This window comes from Microbacterium sp. NPDC064584, from assembly GCF_040687315.1.
Taxonomy (GTDB): domain Bacteria; phylum Actinomycetota; class Actinomycetes; order Actinomycetales; family Microbacteriaceae; genus Microbacterium; species Microbacterium lacus.
Genome location: NZ_JBFBMZ010000001.1, coordinates 17,664 through 38,757 on the forward strand (window position 1 = coordinate 17,664; position 21,094 = coordinate 38,757).

The following is a 21,094-nucleotide window of genomic DNA, read 5'->3' on the forward strand; positions in this document are numbered from 1 at the left end:
CTCGTCGGTCAGGGGAGGAACTCGTGGTCGGTGGGATCGACGCGCTCGGTCAGCTCCCAGTACTCGATGTTCGTGTAGGGCCAGATCGCGGTGACCCGGCCCGAGGCGTTCTGGTACCAGGTCCGCACGTACGGCTGACCCCACGCCATGCGGCGACTGCCGGCGTCGACGTAGTCGACGAAGCGGTCGAGGGCCTCCGGGCGCACGTCGATCCCCGTGGCACCGCGGTCGAGCACCTCGCGGATCGACTTGACGGCGAACTCGGCCGCCCTCTCGATCATGAAGTGCAGGCTGCCCTGCACGACGCCGCCCACGTTGGGGCCGTAGATCAGGAAGAGGTTGGGGAAGCCGGGCACCGTGATGCCGTTGTAGGCGCGGGCGTTGCCGGCCCAGAACTGGTGCAGACTGACTCCGCCGCGTCCGGTCACCTCGATGGCCTCGAGGAACTCCGAGGGCCGGAACCCGGTGGCGTAGATCACGACATCGGCGGGATGGCCGACTCCCTCGCCGTCTATGATCTCCGTCTCGGTGAACCGTGCGATTCCCGCGGTGACCACCGTGGTCTTGGGATCCAGTAGCGCGCGGGCCCATACGCCGTTGTCACGCAGCATCCGCTTCGCCCCCGGCGGGTAGCCGGGGATCGCGATCCGCAGCAGGTCGGGACGCGACTCCAGCTGCTCCTCGATCCGCGACGTCAGGTAGTCGCGCAGTTCCTGATTCTTCCGGGAGATGCTCAGGGGGGCGCCGTCCCAGTCGTCCTCGACGGTGACGGTGTGGGCGCGTCCCTCGATGCCGGTGAGGATCACCCACAGGCGGAACCACTGTGCGAAGTGGGGCACCTTGTCGACCAGCCACGTGAACACCTCTCCGACCTCGTCGTGGTAGTTCGGCGCCGGGAGCATCCAGGGGGCGCTGCGCTGGAACACCGTCAGTGAGCCGACCTGGTCGACGATCGCCGGAACGATCTGGTAGGCGCTGGCCCCGGTGCCGATCACGACGACGTTCTTGCCGGTGAGGTCGACCCCGTGGTCCCATTCCTGCGAATGCATGGTGTCGCCGTGGAAGCGCGACGCCCCCTCGAACTCGGGAATGTGGGGGCGGTCCAGAAGCCCGAGTCCGCTCACGACAGCGGCGAACCTGCGAACCTTCTCGACGCCGTCGCGATCGATCGTGGTCGCCTCCCAGACTCCGTCGGCGTCGTCCCAGCGCAACCGTGACAAGCGGGTGTCGAATTCGATCGCATCCCTCAGTCCTGCCCGGTCGACCACCTCGTTGAGGTAGTCTGCGATCTCCCCGCCCTCGGCGAACTGGTGGGGCCAGTCGCCGCGCTGCGCGAACGAGTAGGAGTACCCGAAGGTGGGTGTGTCCAGCCGAACCCCCGGATAGGTGTTCTTCGCCCATGTGCCGCCGAGGTCCTCGCCGGCTTCGATGTGGACGTAGGGCAGACCGGTCTGGGCGATGCGATAGGCCGCGGCGACTCCCCCGACGCCGGCACCGACCACGAGCACCGGGAATTCCCGATCCGGCGCCACCTCCTCGACACGCCAATCCGGCTTGCCGCCGTGCGCGGGCGCGAGCGCGAGCTCATGGCTGAGCATGTCGGCCCACTCGTCACGACCGCCGCTGAGGAAGCCGAGCAGCTCGAGCCGGCGCTCGTCGCTGAGCACGCCGACACCGGTGATCCCCTCGTCACGGAGGCGCTTGAGACCAGCCAGGGCCACGTCGATCGCGCGCTCCTGCTGCTGCGGTGTCATGCCACCGTGCGCTACCGGCGCCGTGTCCATGGGAGTCAGCGGGGGGCGCAGCTCCTCGCTGAGGATCGACGGATCGTCCAGCGCCGCGGCGAGGGCGACCAGCAGCACGGGGAGCTCTGCGCTCCGCGCCACGCGCTCCAGTTCGGCATCACTCTCGGAGATAGGGGAGTAAGACGCCTGCCAGAAGAGGTCGTCGACCCCGTCCGTCGCCGGCGTCGATCCTGGGCTGACCGCTGTCATGGGCACGCTCCTCGCAATTGTCACCGATTACGTAATCGGATGACGACTCCTGTGGTCCACGAGTCGCTCATCCGTCCTCGCCGTAGGTGCGGGGAATCGGCGTCAGACCGCGAGATCGTCGCGGAAATGCCGATCATCCGCACCAGATTCGGCACGCTGTCGAGACCAAGCATATACGTAAGCGTGTTACACTGGCGTTGCGTGCAGCCCGAAGGTGGTAGCCGACGTACGAGGGTCCAGACGAGTCCGATCCCCCCAGGGAGGCACAATGGGTGATGCCGCATCGAGCGGACTGCTCGAAGGGCTCCACGAGATCTCATCCGTGGGCCGTGACCGGCATCGGGGCGGCTACTCACGGCACCTGTGGGATCCCGCCGAGTTCGAGCTGCGCGAGTGGTTCGCCTCGCGGGCCGAGAAGATCGGCCTCGAGGTGGAGACCGACCGCAACGGCAACATCTGGGCATGGTGGGGCCCCCCGGGCCCCGACGCTCTCGTGATCGGCAGTCACCTCGACTCCGTTCCCGGTGGAGGCGCGTTCGACGGGCCCCTGGGCGTGGAGAGCGCCTTCGAAGCCGTGCGAAGGATCAAGGCGACCGGGATCCTGCCTCGGCGGCCTCTGGCCGTGATGGCCTTCGCCGAGGAAGAGGGGTCGCGCTTCGGCGTCGCCTGCCTCGGCTCCCAGCTGCTCACCGGTGCGATATCACCCGAGTACGTGCGATCTCTGAGGGACGAGAACGGCGTGTCGTTCGCCGACGCGGGCCGCCGCGTCGGCTTCGACACCGACCGCATCGGACGCGACGACATGGCGCTGTCGCGCATCGGCCTGTTCATCGAGTTGCACGTCGAACAAGGGCGCGGCCTCATCAATCTCGGGAGCCCGACCGCCATCGCATCGCGCATCCTCGCCCACGGCCGGTGGACGCTCACGTTCCGCGGACAGGGCAATCATGCCGGCGCCACTCTCATGTCCGACCGCGACGACCCAATGGTCTCGGCCGCCCGTGCTGTCCTGGAGGTGCAGCAGGCAGCACTCGACTTCCCCGGCTCCCGCGCCACGGTCGGGCGGATGACGGCGCTTCCCGGCGGAGCGAACGTCATCCCCTCGTCGGTCACCATGTCACTGGATGCGCGAGCCTCCTCCGACGAGGAGACGAGGGCCCTGGTCGAGACGATCGCCGGACGAGTCCGCGCGACCGAGTTCGTGGAGAACTCCTGGAGCCCTGAGGTGCATTTCGATCGTGCGCTGGCGGAGACGGTGACCCGCGCCATCGGCGACGTACCCGTGCTCCCCAGCGGGGCCGGCCATGACGCGGGCGTGCTCGCTGCCGTCGTGCCGACCGCGATGATCTTCGTCCGCAACCCCGACGGCGTCTCGCACGCACCCGGTGAGTACGCTGAGCTGGACGACTGCCTCGCCGGAATCCAGGCGCTCGAGGACGTCGTGAGGAGCCTCGTATGACCGTGTGGTGCGAGCGACTCGTCCTGGACGGCGTCGTGCACGATCGTGTCCGGCTGACCGCCGACGCCACCGGCGCGACCAGCGGGTTCATCACCGATGCCTCGCCCGCGCCCGGAGACCTGGTGCTCGGCACCGCCGTCCCGGGCGCGGCGAACGCCCACTCGCACGCCTTCCACCGGGCCCTTCGAGGGCGCACCCACGGCGACGGCGGGGACTTCTGGACGTGGCGGGAGCTGATGTACCGTACGGCGTCGCGGCTCACCCCGGCGCGGTACCGCTCGCTGGCGGCGGCCGTGTTCGCCGAGATGCTCACGGCCGGCTACACCGCGGTGGGCGAGTTCCACTACGTGCACCATCAGCCCGGCGGCACGCCCTACCCGCACGAGATGGAACTGGCGGTCGCCGCAGCAGCCGCCGATGTCGGCATCCGTCTCACGCTTCTCGATACCGCATACCTGGCCGGTGGCGTCGGCGAGCGGCTGTCGGCCGAGCAGGCGCGCTTCGGCGACGGGTCGGCCGAGGCCTATCTGCGTCGGTGGCAGGAACTGTCGACACTGATACCCGGCCTGGGCGCGGCGATCCACTCCGTGCGCGCCGTCTCCTCCACCGACATCCGCACGATCGTCGAAGGACTCCCCGACGACGTTCCGGTGCACATCCATCTCTCCGAGCAGCCCAAGGAGAACGAAGCCTCGCTCGCGGCCTACGGCGTCACGCCGACCGGCCTGCTCGCACGCGAGGGCGTGCTCTCGACTCGTGTGAGCGTGGTGCATGCGACGCATCTCACCGAGGACGACGTCCGCGAGCTCGGCGGAGCCGGGGTCAGCGTTGTGATGTGCCCGACCACCGAGGGCGACCTCGGCGACGGCATCGGCCCTGCGCGCGAGCTTCTCGACGCCGGCGCGACCATCGCTGTCGGTTCCGACCAGAACGCGGTCGTCGACCCCCTGTTGGAGATTCGCGGGCTCGAGATCCAGGATCGTCTCCGCAGCCTGCGCCGAGGCCGGTTCTCGATGCCGGAACTGGGTACGGCGATGAGCGCCGGCGGCTACCGCTCGTTGGCCCGTCGTGCGCCCCTGTCGATCGGCGGGCTGCTCGACCTCGTCGAGATCGACACACGATCGGTGCGAACGATCGGCGCAGAACCGGATCAGCTGCTCCTGTGCGCCACCGCGGCGGACGTGCGCCGTGTCGTGGTCGGCGGACGGGTTGCGGCATCCGCGGGACGACTCGCCGATGGCAGGCAGCCGGCCGATATGCTCGCCGAAGCGCTGGAGGAGGTCGCGGCATGAGTTTGCTGCTGACGAACATCGGCGAGCTGACGACGAACGACCCGGAGCGGGGTCGGCGACACGACGCCGCGCTCGTCATCGAACAGGGCCGCATCGTCTGGATCGGGGATGCCGCGGCCGCCCCCGCGGTAGACCAGGCGACCGACCTGGGCGGCGCCGCAGTGCTGCCCGGATGGGTCGACACCCATAGCCACATCGTGTTCGCAGGCGACCGCTCGGACGAGTTCGAGGCACGCATGGCGGGTGAGCGCTATGCGGCGGGAGGCATCGCGCAGACGGTCGAGGCGACGCGGACGGCCGACGAGGAGACGCTGCGCACGAACGCAGCCGCGCTCTGCGCGGAGGCAGCGCGGGGCGGAACCACCTTCCTGGAGACCAAGACCGGATATGGGCTCGACATCGACAGCGAGGTGCGCAGCGCCCGGGTCGCCCGCGAGGTGGTCGACTCGGTCACGTTCCTCGGCGCGCATGTCGTGCCTGCCGGCGTGGACGCGCGCGAATACGTCGATCTCGTCCGCGGTCCGATGCTCCAGGCCGTCCGCCCCTACGTCGACGCGATCGACGTGTTCTGCGAGGCCGGCGCCTTCACCGTGGACCAGTCCCGAGAGGTGCTGACCGCGGGGCGGGACGCCGGGCTGGCTCTGCGTGTCCACGGCAACCAGCTCGGGCATTCGGGCGGCGTCGCGCTGGCTGTCGAGCTGGGCGCCCGCAGCGTCGACCACTGCAACCACCTCAGCGAGCGTGACATTCTGCTCCTCGCCGAATCGCGCACCGTGGCGACGCTGCTGCCGGCGTGCGACCTGTCGACCCGTGAACCCTTCGGCCCGGCACGGCAGCTGCTGGACGCAGGAGCGACCGTCGCGCTGGCGACGAACTGCAATCCCGGGACGTCGTTCACCACCTCGGTGCAGTTCTGCGTGGCCACGGCCGTGCTGCAGATGCACCTCACCATCGAGGAGGCGGTGTTCGCCGCCACCGCGGCCGCGGCGTGGTCGATGGATCGAGACGACATCGGAGTGATCCGGGTCGGAGCTCGGGCAGACCTGCAGGCCCTCCGCGCTCCCGGGATCTCGCATCTGGCGTACCGGCCGGGGGTACCGCTGACCTCGCACGTCTGGAAGGACGGCGAGCCGATCGGACCGGCAGGCGGGTGAACCGGCCGCGCGGGCGCTTGCGTCCCACTGTTCTATGGAGAGACTGCTTCTTATGACTGAAGATCACGCGAGCCAGGAGTCCCCCCGGGCGGCGGCGCTCCTCGACGGCGCCGTGGCCTACCTCAGCCGCGAAGGGATCGAGGACTTCTCGCTCGCCAACCTCGCCGGCGCCCTGGAAACATCGAGTCGCATGCTCATCTACCATTTCGGCTCACGCGACGCGCTGCTGGCGAGGGTGCAACGCGAGATGCGGTCGAAAGTCACCTCCGAGCTGCGGTCGCGCCGGTTCGACAAGCTCAGCGAGGCGGTGCGCGCGACCTGGAACTACTATGTGCCGCGGCTGCCGCATATGGAGCTGTTCTACCATTTGACGTCCCGCGCGTTCGAAGACCCCGCCGAGTTCCAGGTCTTCACCGACACCGCCGTGTCGAACTGGGAGGTGTTCTTCGCGGAGGTAGCCGAACGCGAGGGCTACCGCGGGCGCGATGCCCATTCCGCCGGGAGCCTGGCTCTGGCGGGATTCCGTGGACTCATCCACGATCTCCTTCTCACGGGAGATATCAAGCGCCTGACGCGCGCCGTCGATCTGCTCGCGGAGATGCTCGATGACCGTGCGCTGAAGATCTCCCAGGTCGAAGCGGCCGGGATCCCCCGCGAGTTCGTCTCCTGAGCGGCGTCGGCACCCCTACGTCGACCTCCTTTCGTCCCGATAGAAAGTGTGACCGTGCGCTTCGGATTCCATTTCCTCGACTTCACGCTTCCGGGGCAACCCGAGAGTCTGAGCGGCCATCTCACCCGCACCGCGGCAGCCGTGGAGGCGGCGGGCGCGAGCTGGCTGACGGTGCAGGACCATTTCCTGCAGATGGAGCAGTTCCGCTCGGCACACGATCCCATGCTCGAGAGCTGGTCGACGCTCGGGTTCCTCGCGGCGCGCACCGAGCGGGTCAGACTCGGCACCGTGGTCACGGGGATCACCTATCGCAATCCTGCGGTCCTGGCCAAGACGGCCACCACGATCGATGTCCTTAGCGACGGCAGGTCCTTCCTCGGCGTGGGCGCGGGCTGGTATGAACGCGAGCACCTGGCCTACGGCATCCCGTACCCGACGCTGTCGGGCCGCTTCGAACGGCTCGAAGAGACCGTGCGCATCGCACTGCAGATGTGGAGCGACGACGACGGCCCCTTCGAGGGGACGCACTTCCGCCTGGCCGAGACCATCAACGTGCCGCGTCCGATACAGCGCCCGCACCCGCCGCTGGTGATCGGCGGCGGCGGCGAGCGCAAGACGCTGCGCCTCGTCGCGCAGTACGCGGATGCCTGCAACCTCAACGTCGTCGATCCCGGGCAGGTCGCCCACAAGCTCGACGTGCTGAGGCGGCACTGCGACGACTTGGGCCGCGACGAGTCGGAGATCGAGAAGACGATGCAGACCAGCGCGTGGGATCCTGTCACCGACCCCGACGCGTTCCTGCGGTTCGCTGAGCAAGTCGCCTCGGTCGGGATGGAGCACCTGCATGTCCGGGTGCAATCGGACGATCCGGCGGGCTATGTGGCGTGCTTCGCCGAGGACGTCGCCCCGCGACTCGCCGATATCCACGTCTGATCGGTCGCCGTGACCTTCGAGATCGTGCGCTTTGCCTCGCGCCCTCCGAAACCGTGGGCGAACGGTGGCGGCAGTACCAGGGTGCTCGTCGATGACGCCGACGAGGGCCGCATATGGACCTACCGTGTCAGCGTCGCGGATCTCTCCGGCCATCAGCGGTTCAGCCGTTTCGAGGGAGTTGACCGTCACCTCACGTTCCTCGGGCCCGGGTCGCTACGGATAACGGTGAACGACGTCGAGCGAACGCTCGATCCGTGGCAGGAGATTCGCTTCCTCGGTGAGGACGCCGTCGCTTCGGAGCCGTCGGAACCGACAGCTCGCGATCTCAACGTGATGGTCCGGCGCATTGCCCGCACGCTGACAGTGACGCCGACAGCAGGGGTCAGCATCATCTCGCCGCAGGCCGGGACTGCAACGATATGGATCGCACTCGATCCCTATGCATTCGTCGAGAAGAAGCGCGTCTCAGAGCTCGATCTCGCAGTGATCGGCGGGAGCACGCCCGTCACCGTCGACGGCAAGGGAATCTTGTGCGAAATCCGCATACGAGACGGTGTCTAGTTCCACCTTCTGCTGAGGAATCGCGTGCCGGACCTCGCTGAGCGGCACGGCCTCCCCGCCGATCGTCCGCTGTGAGATTGCCAGCGAGAGCTTTCCTCGGCGACCTCTTGCGCAACGACAAGTTCTTGCCGCCGGAGGGGGGGCGATGAGATGCGCCATTCTGCGGAGGTCGCGCAGGACGGCGCACCGCAGGGTACCCCGGGGGCCCTGACCGGGTCCGTCCGATGATTGGTATGGACCCGCGCTATGCCGGCCAAGCCGACGCTGTTACGCCGACGCTTCGAAAAGCGCCTGTGTATAGATCGGAAAGCGCGCGTGTAAGCATCGGGTAGCGCGTGGGGCTGCTCGATGATGACTCTCACCCCCGGCGACGAGTGTTCGTTGGGGTGAGAGAAGTTCTTGATGACCGATTACCGCCAGTTGATGCGGCTTGTGTTGGACAAGGTCCCGTATCGCGAGATCGCTGCCCGGGAGGGGTGCTCGCAGCGCACGATCGCGAGGGTCCGCCGGGTGCTCGACGAACACGGACTGACGGCCGTGAGCCAGGTCGACGCGCTCTCGCGCGAAGACGTTGACGGGTTGTTCTCCGACGGGCGCAAGAGCGTCACCGGGGAGTTCGTGCCTGTCGATATCGACAGGGTCGTCGCTGCGAGGCTGGGGGCGGAACAAGCCCCCGCTGAAGGTGTTGTGGGCGCAGTATCTGCAGGTCGACGCTCCCGCCGGCCGCAGCCATTACGGGTATGAGCGGTTCTGTCAGATCGTCGCCGAGCACGTGCGTGTCAACGACCTCACCGCCCCGATCCAGCACGTCCCCGGGCATACGATGCAGGTCGACTGGGCGGGCACCCGGATGCAGATCGTCGACCCGGTCTCCGGGCAGGTCACTCCGGTGTCGGTGTTCGTGGCGTCGCTGCCGTACTCCGGGCTGGTGTTCGCGTACGGGTGTCTGGACGAGAAGTTCCCCGCCTGGGCGGACGCGCACCGGCGAGCATTCGAATACATCGAGGGCGTGACGTTGCTGGTCGTGCCCGACAACGCATCGACGGCGTCGAACCAGATCAGCAAGAGCGAACGCGCCCGAGACGTGAACTCCTCCTACGCGCAGTTCCTCGAACACTACCGAACCGCGGCGGTCCCGACCAGATCCGCAGCACCCAGAGACTATCCCGAGGGTTCTGTTATCCCGAGTCGCGGCCGTGATCGCCGCCGGGATCCCGGAGGAACAGGCGATCGCGGCGGCATCAGTAGTCCCCGCCCGTGCAATCGGAATGGCGCCTCGACAACACATGAGTTGAGCGGCTGTGCTTGCCTTGAGGAGTAGTACACAGACCGGTCGCTCTTATGCCGCCAAGCGACGGTCGTCGAGAGCTGACACGCACCGCTTCGGTCGCCGCACCCAATACCCTCTCCGGTGGAGAGCCCTTCGGCGGGACCTCAACCGAACGCGCGAGGTACACCTGCGCGGCGTGTTCATTCCCCTACACTGCGGCTACGCAGCTCTCATCGCAGCGAGCCACTCGTTGGCCAGACGCGCCCACCGCTCCGGATCTGAGTTCCACGCGAGCGTGTGTTCCGCCAGGAATGTCTCCAGTTGGACCATGTCGGGACGCAGTTGCGTGAGGTGACGAGCCACCGCGGGCGGGGACGATGTGTCCGCCTCGCCGTGGAATACCAACGCGGGGACCGACAGCGCCGACGCCCGCGCGATCCAGTTGAAGGAGTCCAGCGGTACCGATGAACTCAACCCGATAGCGCATGCGAGCAGATTCAATTGCAGCCACGGGGACGCAAGCACGCCGACCTGTCGCGGAAGGCCAACACGGGCGCAGTTCGCTGCGATCGTCTCGTGCCAATCAAGCACGGGCGAGTCGAGGATGAGCCGGTCGATGACGTGATCGAACTCGCGATCGGTCGCCACCTGCAATGCGATCGCTCCGCCCATCGACCATCCGAACAGCACGATCCGCTCGGCTCCGTGCGCGATCGCGAACCTCACCGCGGCACGAACGTCTTCGGCTTCCTTCGCGCCGAGGGTGGAGCGCCCCGATCCGACCGTCGGCCCTTCACCGTCATTGCGATACGTGACGACGAGCGAAACGAGGCCGACGTCCGCCGCGACCTTCGCTCCACGGAGCGTGCCCGCGCGAGGACTCGCCAGTCCATGAATGTGGATCGCCCAGTCGTTCGTCGTGTTGCCGGCCGGGCGGATCAGCCAGGCTGGCGCAGGGCCGACCGCCGTCTCCACGATCACGTCCTCCGCCTCGAGACCAGCGTCTTCAGGATCGCGATAGTAGATTCCGCTCCACGACGCGTGCCGGCCCACACGTAGCGCGCCGTTCGGCGCAGCGGATTCCACCAGTCGTGTCACGGTCGCGGCGTCCTGATCTATGACTCGGCCGAGGCGCACCCACCCACCGTCCTCGAGCCAGAGGCTGTAGATGCCCGGTGCCGCTGTCGCAGGAGTGAGATCGAGGACCACTGCATCGCCATCCGCGCGCCGCAGGATGTCCCGAATAGTGAGGCTGAAGATCCGCCCCGACAGCGGCGCCGTGAGCTTGCGGGCTATCGCGAATCCGAGGCCCGCGGCGCCGGCCGCGACCGCCAGGCCGAGTCCCGCGGCCGCCATGAACCCTGCACCCGCTTTCAAGGTGTGGCACCCGTCGCAGGTTGGGCACTGGTTGCGTTCGTGTCGGCACCGCGCCTAAGGAGGCGTGCCTCAGCCGCATCAACGATCACGCTCTCAGCATCGCTCAGTTCGAACGCAACGCGTGGGTCGACAGCAGCGTCCCGGATCTCGACGAGTTGCCGGTGCAGCCGCGTCTCCGCGTCGGCCGCGCTGAAGCCAGCCGCGTCCTGCTGGCTCATGCCTGGCCGAACGAGATTCGCCCGTTGCCAGATCGGCGTTGTCTGCGTGACAAGTCTGCGCATCGCGTTGGCTCGAGAACGGGCACGAAGCCAACGCATCGCCGGCTGGCTGGCCAGCCCCAGACAGAGGAAGAGGAACGTCGACAGGAACAGCGGACTGTACGCAGCGCCAAGACCGAGCATCAGCGAGACGTCGCCTGCAATGTGAGCGATGTCCATCCCGATGACGACGGCGGCCAGCACGAGACCGAGCGCACTGCCGATGAGGAGGGCAACGGCCGGCAAACGGTCCGCTCCCCTGCCACGGCGGATTTGCCGGGTCGTGACCGCCGCCATCGCTGTCAGCACGATCCCGTCGTACGCGAACTGGGTCATCGAATAGGCGGCAGCCGCGGGCTGCGCCCCGTAGTCCAGCATGAACGTCGTGGTCGTCACCCCGCGCTCGATAAACGCGAACGCGATGACCGTACACACCAATGCCACCGCGAGAACGGTCCGACCCAGGGCGAACCGCACGATCGCCGGCCGGAACTCCGTCGCCTTGGCCACGGCTCGCCCGAGGAAGAAGATGCCCAGCATCAGCGCGAGATCGGCTACCAGTGTGACGAGGTTGGTGCCGCCGAGCAGGCGATCGGCCCAGCGGTAGAGGCCATCGATGTTGAGCGTCATCGCCACGGCAATGGTCAGGGCCGACCACAGGATGCTTCGATCAGCGCGACCGCGTCGCAGGATGAGCAGGCTCAGAACGAGCAGCCACAGCAGCGCGGAGACGAGAATCTGGGTCACCCGAAGATCTCCAGGAACCTCGATTCGTGCATCACCGACCCACGGATGGCGGCGGCAAGGTGATCTGCGAGCGACTCGGCCGCGATCTCGTCCGCTGTGACGAGGTCTTGTCGCCGAAGCAGACGGCGCCGTGTCGACGGCGCGATATCGGGGAGGAGAGGGTCGGCGCAATCCGCGGCGTCGTCGTGGCCGTGGTCGAGGATGATGTGGGCCAGCTCGTGCAGCACGAACTGCTGCCGGTGAAGGGTCGACGCGCTCCGGGCGTGGATGACCAAGTCCTCTGTGTCCCTGACGAGCCACAGAGCACAGATCCCGTCGCGGTCGCTGAGGTCGGCAAGCTCGACGATCCGCAGCGGCCGTCCGCGCCGGCGCTGCACCGCGCTCACCAGCTCATCGAATGAGAAGGAATCTCCGAGCTCGAGTTCCTGTAGCGCCATCGGCGCGCGCATTGCGACCTTCACTGTGTTCGTCACTTCCCTCCAGAGCCGTCGGCCGTGATCACCGTCCGCGGACCGCGTGCGGCCGACTCCTCGTTCGATTCGTTGTCGAGGAATCGAGTGATTGCCTGGAGCGCTTCGGGATTGATGTCGCCCAGCGTGCGCGCCGCGTAGGACTTGACCTTCGCGGCACGCATGGATCGGATGAGATCTAGCTGCGCGGCGACCTTCGCCGGCATGGGCGCATCCTCGCCGCCAGAGAGAAAGTCGGGGTCCACATCGAAGTACGCCGCGAGCCCTTCGAACAGCGCGCGATCCTGCACGAACCGATGGCCGTTGACCATGTAGGTCCAGCGTGACCGAGACAGGCTGACGCCCCGGGTCTGAAGGAACGCCACGATCTGCGAGTACGTCGGCTCCTCGCCGGTCTCGGCGATCGATACGTCGAGCAGCAGACGAAGTCGCTTCGCCAACTCGTCCGCTGCCATCTTGCTCTCGTCTTCCGTCATGTCTTCACGACCATCCTTCGCCTCGGGCAGGGAAGGGACTCCGTTGGGCATGCCCAACGACCCAGTTGAGGATGCTCAAACTACTCGTTGGGCATGCCCAAATCAACCGTTGCGCTCACGCGACGACAGGTGCAAGCATGAACGCCTCACGCTGTTGAGCATGCCCAAATCAACCGTTGCGCTCACGCGACGACAGGTGCAAGCATGAACGCCTCACGCTGTTGGGCATGCTCAAACAGCATCCGCGATGCTGCGGCTATCCAGGAGAGGTGCGACATGTCGAGACAAGCACTCCACGCGACTCGACCGAGAGTGCAGCCGGCGGCCAGTCGACTAGAACTCCCCCAGCACCTGTTCGAGCCGCATCACCATCTCGGTCACTTGCGCGTCATCGACGGTGTAGCGGACTCGCTGACCGCGGATGGCGACGTCACGCGGCGGGTCCGCGAGGATCAGCCCCGCATCGAGCAGCTTCTCGAGCCCGTTGGCGATCGTCATCTTCGGGAGCTCGATCGCCTCAGCGATCTCGGAACGCGTCAGTCCAGGGTTCTTCCGCAGAAGACCGATGATGGTCGCCTGCATGACATTCCCGAGCGCGTTGATGGGATCCTCCGCGTAATCACTGTTCGCGGGGCGGGCGTAGCGAGGCACGAGCCCAGTTTGGCGCACCGCCCCGCCGTCGTCCACAGAAGGGATTCAAAAAATGCTTCACAAATGGAGTGTACGGCTATATGCTTCCCTCATGTCAAGCGAAGCGACCCCTCTCGACGCGGCCCGATCGGGCGCCGCGTCAGGGCTGTCGCGCTGGACGCTCACCGCTCGGGCAGGTGACAGCGGCCGATGACAACTCCACGGAACACCCGGCGCGCGCGAGGCATCGTGTGGGCGATTGTCGGCGGAGTGGTGCTGCTCATCGGCATCCTGGCGATCATCGTCGCGTCGCTCTTCTCGGGCGGCGAGACACCGACCTCTACCGAGACCACTCCTCCGGACTCGACGCCGACGACCGAGACCACCGAGCCGACGACGGACGAGTTCGTCGACGCATCCGTCGCCGAAAAGGGCTGGGTGCCGGAGCCGATCACAACGAATGCCGAGACCTACGTCCGGGCGGCGCTGGCTGCGGCATCCACGTTCGACACGCAGTTGAGCAGCCGCGCCGAGTGGCTCACCTACCTGGACACCTGGTTCACGCCCGACATCCGCTACACCTCGGAAGAGGACCGCGCCTCCGACATGCAGGCGTCGCAGCTCGAGCTTCGTCAGGGCGTCGTGCTCCCCGAAGCGGAGTGGGATTCCCTCGCAAACGAGGACGGCCGCGTCACCGCGGCGGTCACCGGCGACGTCGAGTTCGCCGAGGTGCCCGATGACGCGTCGGGCGACATGAGCATCGGAACGGCCGACGTCGTGCTGACGTACACGCGCTCGGACGGCAACGGCGGAGAGACCTCCTACGACGACACGGTGCGCGTCAGCGTCCAGGCCCTGTGCGGCGAGGGATCGGTCCCGACGCCGGACACAACGCAGCAGGAAGGTGACTGCAAGGTCGTCCGCTACTTCTCGGGGTCATTGGAGCCCTGACATGGGAGCCCCGGTCGCCGCCGCAGCAGCCCTCGCGAACACGAGGATCGGGCGGAAGATCGCGATCGGGGTTCTCCTCTTCGTCGCGCTCGTCGGCGGGATGCTGCTGACGCCGCTCATCGCGACCCCGTTCGCTGTGGCCGGCGAGCAGGTTACGCAGGAGGTCGAGACCCAGTCGGCGCCCGTCGCGAACGGCGACTGGGGATACCCGCTCGCCGGCGACTACTCGAAGGGGCGCGGGTTCGGGTACAACCCGGTGATCGGATGCAGCTACTGCTCGACCAACCACCAGGGCTACGACATGGCTCAGGGCTGCGGCGCGACGATCTACGCCGCGGGCCCCGGCCGGATCATCACAGCGGGTTCGTTCTACGGCTGGGGGAACACAGTCCGCGTCGACCACGGCGGCGGCCTCGTCACGCTCTACGGGCATATGCAGTGGGGCTCGATCCGCGTATCGGTCGGTGATGCCGTCGATGCCGGAACGGCGCTCGGCGCCGAAGGCAATACGGGCCGCTCGTTCGGCTGCCACCTGCACTACGAGGTGCAGCAGGACGGCGCCGCCATCGACCCTCAACCGTTCATGGCCGCTCTCGGCCTTCCGCTCAAGTGATGCACCGAAGGAGAACACGATGCGATACCTACTGACAGCGCCGGCCGCGGTCGACATCCCCGACATCGAACCGGACTTCTCGGCGCCCTTCTTCGCCGGCTTCCAGGTCGTCGCCTCGTACATCCTCGCGGGCGCGATGATCGTGGTCCTGATCATGCTGATCATCGCCGGCGCATCACTCGCATTCCGCGGCCTCGCCTCGGATCGGATGCGCACGTGGGCCGGTGAGAACATCCTCTGGATCTTCATCGCCGCTGCCGTCCTCGGAGCCGCGAGCGGACTGTTCCAGTGGTTCGTCAACTTCGACTTCGGGTTCTGATGCGCATCGTCCGTTCGCTGCTCGTCGGCGCGGTGGTCGGGCTCGGCCTGACTCTGACCGCGCTGACTCCGGCGAGCGCAGCGCCAGCATCCGTCGTTGTCGCACCAGCTGCGGCGAACGCATCACCGGTGACAGATGAGCCCTGGTCGTCCCCCGCCTACCCCGTCGACTGCTTCCGCGTCGACGGGCAGATCACCTGCACACCGCAGAACACCGCGGACATCAAGCCACAGCAGTGCTTCATCAACGTGTTCGTCGACGGTGCGAAGGCGACAGTGTGCACGACCGATGAGTCGCACGTCTCGGCCATCAAGACGAGCGGGGGCAAGCCGCTGCTCGTTGAGTACGGATGCTCGCTCGGCGACGTCGTATGCGTCACGTTCGAGAACGCCGGCCGCGGCATGGCGCTGTCGGCGACCTCGATGATGTTCGCCGTCGCGCAGAACATGCGCTTCGACACCACGTCGCTCCTGTGGACCGCCGCAACCAACGAGTGGTCGTTCTGGCAGTGGGCGATCCTCGCCGTGCTGTTCGGCGCGATGGTCTGGGCGGTCGCCGCCGCGATCGTCTCGGGTGACCGCGCGGAGCTCGTCGGAGCTCTCGTGCGCAGCTTCATCGCGGTTCCCGCCACGGCGATCACGCTGTGGGCGACCGGACACCTGCTCAACGCCGTCGATGACCTCACCTGGTACGTCATGAACCGCGACGGTGCCGACGGCCTCTTCGCGACGCTGCAGTCCGTCATGTGGGCCGGCGGACAGGCGAACTACTTCTTCGCGTTCGTCATCCACACCCTGTTGATGCTCGGGATGCTGCTGCTCATGCTCGTGTTCGCCTTCCGCAACATCGTGCTGGCGGCGCTGATCGCGGTGGGTCCGATCGCGTGGATGCTTTATCCCGCCCGCGCAGTCGGACCGCAGTGGGTCGTCCGGTACGTATCGGCAGTCGTGGTACTGCTTCTCACCGGCCCCCTGACGATCGGGTTCGTCACCCTCATCATCAACGGCCTCGCCGGGGTGAAGACCATCTGGGATCCGCGGTCGTGGCCGCTCCTCATCGGCCTGGTGCTCGTCGCGTTCGCGCCCTTCGCAGTGTTCGGACTCTTCAGCTTCGTCGGCGCCGTCGCCGCCGACTCGGTCGGCTCTGCGGTCGGGTCACGGGCCGGGCACGCGGCGACGGGCGCCGCCCGGTCGGTATCGCGCATCCCGAGCCGCGCCGGCTCGTCGCCCGCCGGTGTGGCGCCGCGCTCCGCACGGCCGGGTGCACCGGGAGCTGCCGGCCCATCGGGCGCGAGTGGAAGCGGCGGATCCACGCCAGGTCGCCCACCACGGGGACCGGCAGGCCCCAGCGGCTTCCCCGGCTCGCCCGGTGGTTCGGGCTCCTCGCCCGCAGCCAACCCGTCCAGCGCGGGCGCTCCGGCACCGTCGTCCGCCAGCTCCGCTCCGGCATCCCGCCCCGCCGCGCGTCCGGCACCGTCATCCGCGCCGCCGTCCCCGTCTCCCTCGTCACCCCCTCGCCCTCGAACTGAGAGGACCGCATGATGTCGACTCAGGATCTCGCCCGACCCGTCCGCCTGCCGCGTCGCTCGAGGCAGGGCGTCGTGATGGGTATGGACGGCTGGCAGCTCACCTGCCTCACCGCGGCCGCAATCATCGTGCTGATCGGCGTCAACCGCTTCGGTCCGCCGGGACTGCTCTATGCCGCTCCCCTCTACCTTCCGATCGGCATCTTCGCGTTCGTGACGGTGCACGGGGACTCCGCTCCGCGCCAGGTCGGGCTGTGGTTCATGAAGCAGATCCGTCACGCGACCGGCGCGACGCGGCAGTTGTACCGCCCCGAGCGCACGCATCTCGCGGGAACGCTCAATCTCCCCGGCATCCGGGCATCCATCCAGCTGTGGGACGTGGATGACGTCGCGTGCGTCTACAACCCGCACGACCGCTCGGTGTCGGTGACCGCCGAGGTCGAGGTGCAGGGCTTCCTCATGAAGGACGACCCGGAGCGCTTCGACCTCACGCAGCAGTGGGCTCCGGTGCTCGCGTCGTTCACGCAGCGCCCGGGCATCAAGCGCGCGGTGCTGCAGGAACGGACGATTCCGACGACGATCCGGCCAGCCCGCGACCACTATCAGTCGGTGACATTGAAGCGGAAGCTCAACGGCGACTCCCCCGTCGCTCACAACTACGACGCCGTGATGGACAAGTCCGAGCGGTACGCGGTCTCGCACCGCAACTATCTGACCTTCACCCTCGATCTGATTGCGCTCGGACCCCAGCTGAAGTCGCTCGGCGGCGGCGAGGATGCGGTCAAGGCTCTCGCTGCCCTTGAGGCACGCAACCTCGCGGACGCCCTGAGCGCAGCACGGATCAGCGTGCGACGGTGGCTCACGACCCGCGACGTCGCGGCGCTCGCCCGGGTGGGCTTCGATCCCGAGTTCGCCGCCAACGTCCAGAACCGTGACGACGACCACGTCGGTGTCGATCCGGTCGCGATCGGGCCGATGTACCTCGAGGAGCCGCGCGGCAAGAACGGCGTCGTCTACACGGACTCGGGCGTCCACACGACTCTCTGGATTCAGGAGTGGCCGCGATCGGACACCGCGGTCGGGTTCGTCGAGCCGATCGTGTTCGCGCGGATGCCGGCCACCGGCGAGGCGATCACGCACATCATGTCGATCGTCCTGACGCCGGTCTCGGTCAAGAAGGCGATGCGCCGCATAGAGGACGACAAGAAGGTCTGGCGGGGCAACGAGCGCCTTCGCGCCAAGCGAGGAGTCGATGGCTCGGCCGCGGATGCCGCGGACTGGGACGCGCTGGAGCGCCAGGAAGAAGAGATCGTCGCAGGCCACGGCGAATTCCGGTACGGCGCGTACCTCACCGTCAGCGCCCGCACCGAGGAGTTGCTGGATCAGGCAATCGCCGGCATGCGCAATGCGCTCGCGCGATCCGGAATGGAGCCGCAGATCCTTTACTGCCAGCAGGCCGAGGCGCTGATGGTCAACGTGCTTCCGATCGGGCTGGGGATGAAGTGATGGCACGCCGCGTCGTCTTCTTCGAACCGGGCGATCTGTCCAAGCGCGACCGTGGCGCGATGCGCCGGCAGATCGCGCGGGATGCCCACGAGGAGCGCCCGCCGCGGAAGCGCCGCCGCGAGCGCGCGCTCCCCGAGGCTGCGGTCCCTGGGCCGTTCGGTCCCGGCCTCACCGAAGGCGGGTACTGGAACCTCGCACGTCCCAGCATCCCCGCCCATCAAGCGACATCGCGACAGATCGCGGGGATCTACCCGTTCGTGGCGGATGCCGGGCTCGGGCACCGCGGGCCGATCCTGGGCGTCGACCTCAACGCCGATGCGCTCTTCCACTTCTCGCCGTGGGAGGCGTACGCCAACAAGACCGACCGCCAGACGCTCTCGACGAACGTGCTGGTGCTCGGGGCCTATCGAGCGGGTAAGTCCGCGACGATCAAGACCCTGGTGACACGCTCCCTCGCGTTCGGCCACCAGGCAGTCGTCCCCTCCGACCCGAAGGGCGAGTGGGTGACGGTCGCGGAGGCGATCCCCGGTGGCGTCGTCATCCGTGTCGGTGGCGGAAGCACCGCTCGCCTCAACCCGCTCGACCGGGGCCCGCGGCGGGCGGACGCTGACGATGATCAGGACGAGAAGATGGTCCGTCAGCGCCGGATCACCACCCTCGTGTCGCTCGTCGAGATGGCACTGGGCGCAACACGACTCACCGCCGTCGAGCACGCTGCTCTGCACGAGGCGCTCGAGCGCAGTATCCGGTCGACCGGCGACCGCCCGACGCTCCGCAGCGTCTACGAGCACCTCGGGGCGATTGTCGAGGATGCCGGCACCGACTTCCGCATGTCGGACGGTGCCGTGCAGCCGCGGTTCGTCCTGCGCCGCTTCGTCGATGGTGACCTGTCGGGGCTGTTCGAGGACGAATCGACGGTGGCGTTCGACGCGGATGCACCGATAGTCGTCGTCGACACGAGCGAGCTTTTCTCGCGCAGCGAGCTCGTCGCGCAGCTCACCCAGGTGTGCACAACGGCGTGGATCCAAGCTGTGGTGTCGGACCGGTCGGCCAATCGCACCCGCTACCTCATCCGTGAAGAAGGGTGGCGCGACATGACCTCGCTCGCGGCGCTGCAGATGTTTCAGCAGTGGCTCAAGCTGTCACGCCACTACGGCATCAGCAACATCGTGATCCTTCACAAGATGGGCGACCTGGATGCCGTGGGCGACGCGGACTCGAGGGAGCGCAATCTTGCCTACTCGATTGTCGGCGACATCGAGAACAAGTTCATCTTCCGCGCGAACCATCAGGAGGCTGCAGCGCTACGCGATCGCCTGAACATCCCCTCGACTCACGTCGAGGACGCGCGTCGGCTGCGGATGGGCGTGTTCCTCGCCTACGTCGGCCAGTACGCCTACGTCGTCGACTGCTTCGCGACGTCGACCGACTGGGAGTACGAGCTGTTCGCTACCGACAGTGCGCTTGAGCAGAACGACGACGACAACGAGATGCCGTACTTGTTCGACCCGGATGAGCTCGACCGCTTCTGGCCAGACGACTCCCCCACCGACACCAGCCTCGACGGCTGGCTGTCACCGACCTGGAAGGAGACCCCGCAATGAGTCTCGACACCACGCTGCGTGCGTACGCCACGGTCACCGGACCGACGGCCACGTTCACCACGCCGGAGGGGCTCATCGAGCCGCTCTCGGCGACCCCCACAGATGACATCCGGCAGATGATCGTCCGCCGCGCAGTCGACGAGGCCCGACGCAGCGGCCAGCCCGTCGAGCTCGTCACCACGGGCGACCGCGGAGAGCATCACCTGCGGATCGACGCCGACGGGACGATCGTCACGGCTGCGGCGAGCGCGCCCGAACCGGCGACGGTCGCCGCCGCACGAGCTGAGAGCCCATCGCAACAGGGAAGGGAGGTGAACACCGAAGCTCCGGGGCGCGAACCGCTTCGCAACCGCCGCGCCCCGGAGCCTCCCTCGCGCCCGAGCTTCATCGACATCTCGTCCGCCGTGGAGCCGACGAGCGAGGCTTGGCGTTCCTTCTTCGCTCGGCTGGGTTTCGGTCCTTCTCCTGCCGAGCTGAGGCGGCGAGACGACGAGCGCGAGGTGTCGCAGCAGTGGGCCGGATGCCGCACCATCGCGATCGCTAATGGGAAGGGCGGCGTCGGCAAGACGATGACCACAGCGATGCTCGCCGCTGTGTTCGGCCGCTACGGCGGCGGGAACGTCCTGGCGTGGGACAACAACGACACACGCGGAACGCTCGGGTGGCGCACCGAGGCGGGGCGATACGACACGACGATCAAGGATCTGTTGCCGGCGGCATCCGATCTGCTGGCGACGGGCGCCGGCGTCTCCGACATCGCACGGTACGTGCACCACCAGCCGGTCGATCGGTACGACGTGCTGCGCTCGAACCCCGAACTCCTCGCCGTGCACCAGCGCATCCTCACCGCCGACTTCGACCTGCTGATGCAGGTCGCGGCCCGGTACTACCGGGTCGTCATCTTCGACTCCGGCAACGACGAATCGGCGGAGCGCTGGTTGCGCATGGTCGACTCATCGAACCAGCTCGTGCTGCCCACACTCGCGACACCCGAGTCGGCCGAATCCGCCGCACTCCTGCTCGATGCGCTCCGCGAGCGCGACGAGCGATCGCTCGAACTCGCGGACAACGCGGTCGTGGTCGTCACGGAAGCCGAGCCGAACCCTCGTGGGGCGAACCGCATCGCGGAGGGCTTCTCGGGCCACGTCCGTGCAGTCGAACACATCCCGTTCGACCCCGCTCTGAAGTCGGGGGCTCTGCGTCTCGACAACCTGCGCACCCCCACGCGCGATGCGTGGATCCGCGTCGCCGCGGCCGCGGCCCGGGGCCTGTGAGAGGAGTCGGCC

The 21,094-nt window shown here is 67.6% G+C and carries 21 protein-coding genes; 15 read left to right on the forward strand and 6 right to left on the reverse strand.

What is annotated here, in order from left to right; genetic code table 11:
* Positions 1-8 precede the first annotated feature (8 nt).
* Positions 9-1,994, reverse strand: coding sequence for an NAD(P)/FAD-dependent oxidoreductase (locus AB0P18_RS00085; RefSeq protein ID WP_363358382.1), 1,986 nt, complete (start codon positions 1,992-1,994; stop codon positions 9-11).
* 268 nt (positions 1,995-2,262) lie between these two features.
* On the opposite strand from AB0P18_RS00085, the gene AB0P18_RS00090 reads away from it, so the two are divergent.
* From AB0P18_RS00090 to AB0P18_RS00125, 8 genes are all read left to right on the forward strand, one after another.
* Complete coding sequence (locus AB0P18_RS00090; protein ID WP_363358383.1) at positions 2,263-3,453, forward strand: allantoate amidohydrolase; 1,191 nt, start codon at positions 2,263-2,265, stop codon at positions 3,451-3,453.
* On the forward strand, positions 3,450-4,745 hold the full coding sequence (locus AB0P18_RS00095) for a formimidoylglutamate deiminase (RefSeq protein WP_363358384.1): 1,296 nt from the start codon (positions 3,450-3,452) through the stop codon (positions 4,743-4,745). Before AB0P18_RS00090 ends, AB0P18_RS00095 begins: the two co-directional genes overlap by 4 nt.
* Entirely contained in the window at positions 4,742-5,899 is a 1,158-nt protein-coding gene (gene hutI / locus AB0P18_RS00100; RefSeq protein WP_363358385.1) for an imidazolonepropionase, read from the forward strand. Before AB0P18_RS00095 ends, hutI begins: the two co-directional genes overlap by 4 nt.
* Before the next feature lie 52 nt (positions 5,900-5,951).
* Complete coding sequence (locus tag AB0P18_RS00105) at positions 5,952-6,569, forward strand: TetR family transcriptional regulator (protein ID WP_363358386.1); 618 nt, start codon at positions 5,952-5,954, stop codon at positions 6,567-6,569.
* A gap of 54 nt (positions 6,570-6,623) precedes the next feature.
* A complete protein-coding gene (locus AB0P18_RS00110; RefSeq protein ID WP_363358387.1) occupies positions 6,624-7,502 on the forward strand; it encodes an LLM class F420-dependent oxidoreductase in 879 nt (292 codons plus the stop codon).
* 9 nt (positions 7,503-7,511) lie between these two features.
* Positions 7,512-8,063: a HutD family protein gene (locus AB0P18_RS00115; RefSeq protein ID WP_363358388.1), complete on the forward strand. Its 552-nt coding sequence runs from the start codon at positions 7,512-7,514 to the stop codon at positions 8,061-8,063.
* Between the two features lie 402 nt (positions 8,064-8,465).
* Positions 8,466-8,807, forward strand: a complete 342-nt coding sequence (locus AB0P18_RS00120) for a helix-turn-helix domain-containing protein (protein WP_363358389.1) — start codon at positions 8,466-8,468, stop codon at positions 8,805-8,807.
* Between the two features lie 28 nt (positions 8,808-8,835).
* Complete coding sequence (locus AB0P18_RS00125; RefSeq protein WP_363358390.1) at positions 8,836-9,384, forward strand: hypothetical protein; 549 nt, start codon at positions 8,836-8,838, stop codon at positions 9,382-9,384.
* A gap of 168 nt (positions 9,385-9,552) precedes the next feature.
* Here the strand turns inward: AB0P18_RS00125 and AB0P18_RS00130 are convergent, their stop codons facing one another.
* The 5 genes from AB0P18_RS00130 to AB0P18_RS00150 form a co-directional block, all read right to left on the reverse strand.
* A complete protein-coding gene (locus tag AB0P18_RS00130; protein WP_363358391.1) occupies positions 9,553-10,689 on the reverse strand; it encodes an alpha/beta fold hydrolase in 1,137 nt (378 codons plus the stop codon).
* A 17-nt stretch (positions 10,690-10,706) separates the two neighbouring features.
* The gene (locus AB0P18_RS00135; RefSeq protein ID WP_363358392.1) at positions 10,707-11,714 is read right to left on the reverse strand and encodes a hypothetical protein; all 1,008 of its coding nucleotides are present in this window, start codon (positions 11,712-11,714) and stop codon (positions 10,707-10,709) included.
* Positions 11,711-12,100 (reverse strand): hypothetical protein, encoded by a 390-nt coding sequence (locus AB0P18_RS00140; protein ID WP_363358393.1) that lies wholly within the window; start codon positions 12,098-12,100, stop codon positions 11,711-11,713. Before AB0P18_RS00140 ends, AB0P18_RS00135 begins: the two co-directional genes overlap by 4 nt.
* A gap of 83 nt (positions 12,101-12,183) precedes the next feature.
* Positions 12,184-12,660, reverse strand: a complete 477-nt coding sequence (locus AB0P18_RS00145) for a hypothetical protein (protein ID WP_363358394.1) — start codon at positions 12,658-12,660, stop codon at positions 12,184-12,186.
* A 333-nt stretch (positions 12,661-12,993) separates the two neighbouring features.
* Complete coding sequence (locus AB0P18_RS00150) at positions 12,994-13,311, reverse strand: winged helix-turn-helix transcriptional regulator (protein WP_322411166.1); 318 nt, start codon at positions 13,309-13,311, stop codon at positions 12,994-12,996.
* Positions 13,312-13,500: 189 nt separating this feature from the next.
* Here AB0P18_RS00150 and AB0P18_RS00155 point away from each other — a divergent pair, with 189 nt between their 5' ends.
* The 7 genes from AB0P18_RS00155 to AB0P18_RS00185 are packed head-to-tail and all read left to right on the forward strand — an operon-like array spanning position 13,501 to position 21,082.
* Positions 13,501-14,241 (forward strand): hypothetical protein, encoded by a 741-nt coding sequence (locus AB0P18_RS00155; protein ID WP_363358395.1) that lies wholly within the window; start codon positions 13,501-13,503, stop codon positions 14,239-14,241.
* 1 nt (position 14,242) lies between these two features.
* A complete protein-coding gene (locus AB0P18_RS00160) occupies positions 14,243-14,854 on the forward strand; it encodes a M23 family metallopeptidase (protein WP_363358396.1) in 612 nt (203 codons plus the stop codon).
* 19 nt (positions 14,855-14,873) lie between these two features.
* On the forward strand, positions 14,874-15,173 hold the full coding sequence (locus AB0P18_RS00165; protein WP_363358397.1) for a hypothetical protein: 300 nt from the start codon (positions 14,874-14,876) through the stop codon (positions 15,171-15,173).
* Positions 15,173-16,714: a hypothetical protein gene (locus AB0P18_RS00170; protein WP_363358398.1), complete on the forward strand. Its 1,542-nt coding sequence runs from the start codon at positions 15,173-15,175 to the stop codon at positions 16,712-16,714. Before AB0P18_RS00165 ends, AB0P18_RS00170 begins: the two co-directional genes overlap by 1 nt.
* Positions 16,714-18,204, forward strand: a complete 1,491-nt coding sequence (locus AB0P18_RS00175) for an SCO6880 family protein (protein WP_363358399.1) — start codon at positions 16,714-16,716, stop codon at positions 18,202-18,204. The genes AB0P18_RS00170 and AB0P18_RS00175 overlap by 1 nt, the downstream gene beginning before the upstream one ends.
* Positions 18,204-19,808 carry a hypothetical protein gene (locus AB0P18_RS00180; RefSeq protein WP_363358400.1) on the forward strand — a complete coding sequence of 535 codons (1,605 nt, stop codon included), beginning with the start codon at positions 18,204-18,206 and terminating at the stop codon, positions 19,806-19,808. Before AB0P18_RS00175 ends, AB0P18_RS00180 begins: the two co-directional genes overlap by 1 nt.
* On the forward strand, positions 19,805-21,082 hold the full coding sequence (locus AB0P18_RS00185) for a ParA family protein (RefSeq protein WP_363358401.1): 1,278 nt from the start codon (positions 19,805-19,807) through the stop codon (positions 21,080-21,082). The genes AB0P18_RS00180 and AB0P18_RS00185 overlap by 4 nt, the downstream gene beginning before the upstream one ends.
* The last annotated feature ends 12 nt before the right edge of the window (positions 21,083-21,094 follow it).

Coding starts and splice junctions, on each gene's coding strand:
- AB0P18_RS00085 (WP_363358382.1), bottom strand. CDS start 1,994: ATGACAGCGGTCAGCCCAGGATCGACGCCGGCGACGGACGGGGTCGAC.
- AB0P18_RS00090 (WP_363358383.1), top strand. CDS start 2,263: ATGGGTGATGCCGCATCGAGCGGACTGCTCGAAGGGCTCCACGAGATC.
- AB0P18_RS00095 (WP_363358384.1), top strand. CDS start 3,450: ATGACCGTGTGGTGCGAGCGACTCGTCCTGGACGGCGTCGTGCACGAT.
- hutI (WP_363358385.1), top strand. CDS start 4,742: ATGAGTTTGCTGCTGACGAACATCGGCGAGCTGACGACGAACGACCCG.
- AB0P18_RS00105 (WP_363358386.1), top strand. CDS start 5,952: ATGACTGAAGATCACGCGAGCCAGGAGTCCCCCCGGGCGGCGGCGCTC.
- AB0P18_RS00120 (WP_363358389.1), top strand. CDS start 8,466: ATGACCGATTACCGCCAGTTGATGCGGCTTGTGTTGGACAAGGTCCCG.
- AB0P18_RS00130 (WP_363358391.1), bottom strand. CDS start 10,689: ATGGCGGCCGCGGGACTCGGCCTGGCGGTCGCGGCCGGCGCCGCGGGC.
- AB0P18_RS00145 (WP_363358394.1), bottom strand. CDS start 12,660: ATGACGGAAGACGAGAGCAAGATGGCAGCGGACGAGTTGGCGAAGCGA.
- AB0P18_RS00155 (WP_363358395.1), top strand. CDS start 13,501: ATGACAACTCCACGGAACACCCGGCGCGCGCGAGGCATCGTGTGGGCG.
- AB0P18_RS00160 (WP_363358396.1), top strand. CDS start 14,243: ATGGGAGCCCCGGTCGCCGCCGCAGCAGCCCTCGCGAACACGAGGATC.
- AB0P18_RS00165 (WP_363358397.1), top strand. CDS start 14,874: ATGCGATACCTACTGACAGCGCCGGCCGCGGTCGACATCCCCGACATC.
- AB0P18_RS00170 (WP_363358398.1), top strand. CDS start 15,173: ATGCGCATCGTCCGTTCGCTGCTCGTCGGCGCGGTGGTCGGGCTCGGC.
- AB0P18_RS00175 (WP_363358399.1), top strand. CDS start 16,714: ATGTCGACTCAGGATCTCGCCCGACCCGTCCGCCTGCCGCGTCGCTCG.
- AB0P18_RS00180 (WP_363358400.1), top strand. CDS start 18,204: ATGGCACGCCGCGTCGTCTTCTTCGAACCGGGCGATCTGTCCAAGCGC.
- AB0P18_RS00185 (WP_363358401.1), top strand. CDS start 19,805: ATGAGTCTCGACACCACGCTGCGTGCGTACGCCACGGTCACCGGACCG.